Source organism: Rhodobacter sp. SGA-6-6 (assembly GCF_011043545.1).
Taxonomy (GTDB): Bacteria; Pseudomonadota; Alphaproteobacteria; order Rhodobacterales; family Rhodobacteraceae; genus Pseudogemmobacter.
Window position 1 is genome coordinate 1 of sequence record NZ_JAAKGP010000061.1, and the last position, 500, is coordinate 500.

Consider the following 500-nt stretch of genomic DNA (forward strand, 5'->3'; position numbering starts at 1 on the left):
CCGTTCGGACCCCGGAACCGTAACTGCATCCCCCAAGCAGGACAATCTGGCATCGGCCGGGGCAGGGCGTTAAGCTGGCCCCATGCGCATACTGGGCAATGTCGTCGTCTTCGTGCTGATCATGGCGGTCTCGGCCGGCATCGCCTTGCTGCTGCTCGACCCGCTGGCGCATATCGGGGTCTTCGGCAGCTGCTTCGAAGGCGGCTGCGGCTATGCGGCGGTCTTCCTGGGCTTCCCGGTGATGACGCTGGTGTTCACGGGGGTGGGCTGCGCAATCTGGTTCGCGCTCAGCCGCCGCAGGTGAGGAAGCCGATCCATAAGCGGCGCGCCCTGGAGCATAGCTTGGGGCACTTCCCCGCCACCCACCCGGAGTCCCTGGGGTGGAGAACCGGCCCCGCGTAGCCCCACCCCCTTGACCCGCAACCGATCTTCGGTGCCGCCCGCCTTGCGGGTCCCGTGTCGGTCATGTCAGGAAGGATTTGGCTGGGGCGCTAGGATTC

At 67.0% G+C, this 500-nt stretch carries 1 protein-coding gene; it reads left to right on the top strand.

Annotated elements, in window-relative coordinates; genetic code table 11:
• Positions 1–82: 82 nt before the first annotated feature.
• Positions 83–304, top strand: coding sequence for a hypothetical protein (locus tag G5B31_RS20970; protein ID WP_165020122.1), 222 nt, complete (start codon positions 83–85; stop codon positions 302–304).
• The last annotated feature ends 196 nt before the right edge of the window (positions 305–500 follow it).

Excerpts from the sequence above, each read along its gene's own strand:
- G5B31_RS20970 (WP_165020122.1), top strand. The coding sequence starts at position 83 with ATGCGCATACTGGGCAATGTCGTCGTCTTCGTGCTGATCATGGCGGTC.